We start from the raw sequence: 1,984 nt of genomic DNA on the forward strand, positions 1-1,984 counted from the left end.
ATATTAGCCGTTCCAGCCCTTGTGAAGCCGGATTTGAAAGCAACTGGCCAGCCCTTCTCGCACGGGAAGGCATTCTAAAATGGAAGCTAGACTAAAATGGAAGCTAGAATACCAGAGGTCTCAATACTTGCCCTATGGCCATTAAAACGGGCTTTCACCAACTCAGCTCTCGTGTTTGCTGGTGTTTCGCTGCACGCCATTTCAGGGAAAGGATCGAGGTCACGGCCTCCCTACGATAAGTCGATTCGAATGTTCGGCCCCAGCATGTACGGGAGCCACGGGCTCTCCTCAAGGTGCCATCCCTGCCAGGGCGTCGACACGAGACGGAGCAATGGGCTGCACGGATGCGAGCAGGTGGAGAAATACGGTGATTCGCCAGTTGGGACGGGAAGCCGAGGATGCGCTGCCCTGAGGATCCAGTGCGAGATGTGGCCCATGGCCTACTCCTAGGTGTCGAATTTCGGGATGTGGTCGGTCTGGAAGTCTTCGGTTGCCTCTTCGAACGGTGGATTCCGGTCCCGCATTCAGAGGCTTGCTTCACTTCGGTTGCCGCAGCAGGTCCCCCCGGCCGGGTGACTGCGCGGGGAAGGCGGCCACGGGCGGGGTGACCGCGCCGCCGCCGGAGTTCCGTGAGTGAATGGTTAGCCGGGCTGCGATCAGAAGCGTAGCCATGCCCGGCAGCATGCCAGCGAGCAGCATGCCTGCCTGGGGGACGGCGTACTGATCGATGTAGCCGAGCAGCGGGCCGCCGATGGCGATCCCGCCGAACCAGGCGATGGCGTAGAGGCTCATGATCCGGCCGCGGATGGCTGCGGGGGCGGCGAGCTGGACGACGGAGTTCGCCGAGGTCTGCAGCAGCAGGCCGCTCGCACCGACGCCGAGCATCAGCGCGCAGAAGGTGAGCTGTTGCGGCGCGGCAGCCGAGAGGGCGAAGAGGACCGAGAGCAGCGCCGCGTACAGCACTAGGGTGCGGAGCCGAGTCTGGTGTTGGCGGGCGGAGATGAGCGCGCCGATCACCGAGCCGACCGCCACGGTCGCGCTGAGAAGCCCGTAGCCCCCCGGCCCGGAGCCGAAGACCGAATTCGCGTAGACGGCCAGCGTCACGGGCAGGTTGCCGGTGAACATCGCGAACAGTCCGACCAGAGTGATCGGCCAGAGCACGTCCGGCCGGCTCGCCGCGTACCGCAGCGCCGCGCGCAGCTGCCCGCGCTCAGGGCGCCCAGGCGGCAAGGCGAGCAGCTCTCGGGCGCGGATCTGCGTGACCGCGACGACCGGGACTGTGTACCCGATGGCGGCGATGAGGAACGATTCCCCGGGCCCCCGCGCGCTGATCAGGAGCCCGCCCAGCGCCGGACCGACCAGCCCGGCGAGCTGCACCACCGAGGACATGATGCTGATGGCGTTGCGCAGCTGGCCCGGGCCGACCATCTCGCCGACGAAGGCCTGCTGCGCCGGCCAGCACAGAGCGGTCACGGTTCCTAGCCCGGCCGCGATGAGCTGCACCATCCAGGCCTGCACGATGTGGGACAGCGTGAGCCCGGCCAGGAGCGCGGTCAGGGAAGCCCACCCGGCGTAGTTGGCCAGCACGAGCCATCGCTTGGGATAGCGGTCCGCGAGCATGCCCCCGGCCATGCCCAGCATGAGCGAGGGCAGGTACGCCAGGGCAGCCGTCAATCCCACCGCCGCGGGGCTGCCGGTCAGATTGAGCACCAGCCAGCTCTGCGCGGTGATCTGCATCCACCAGCCGGTGTTAGAGAGCAGCTGACTGGCCGCCATCAGGCGGAAGTTCCGGACACCGAGGGAGCCGAAGGTACTCCGGCGTGGGGTGAGGGCAGAAGGAAAAGAGGTCTCGGTTGGCGCGCCCATGGGGTCCATATCGTCTTCGTCCGTCGTCTCGTCGTCGCTAAGAGGGCTCAGGAGCGGGAGGCTCTCCCCTCCGCCTCCTCCTCAATATACCTCTTGACATGTGATCTCAGTTGTTTAT

Annotated in this window: 1 protein-coding gene; it reads right to left on the bottom strand. The window is 65.8% G+C overall.

Annotated features, from left to right (window positions below; genetic code table 11):
• Positions 1 to 537: 537 nt before the first annotated feature.
• Positions 538 to 1,875: an MFS transporter gene (locus LK10_RS04455; protein ID WP_052206953.1), complete on the bottom strand. Its 1,338-nt coding sequence runs from the start codon at positions 1,873 to 1,875 to the stop codon at positions 538 to 540.
• Positions 1,876 to 1,984: the final 109 nt, after the last annotated feature.

Source organism: Sinomonas humi (assembly GCF_000802235.1).
In the GTDB taxonomy this organism is placed as follows: Bacteria; Actinomycetota; Actinomycetes; order Actinomycetales; family Micrococcaceae; genus Sinomonas; species Sinomonas humi.

Bases quoted from the DNA above. Each gene is read 5' to 3' on its own strand.
- LK10_RS04455 (WP_052206953.1), bottom strand. From the start codon at position 1,875: ATGGACCCCATGGGCGCGCCAACCGAGACCTCTTTTCCTTCTGCCCTC.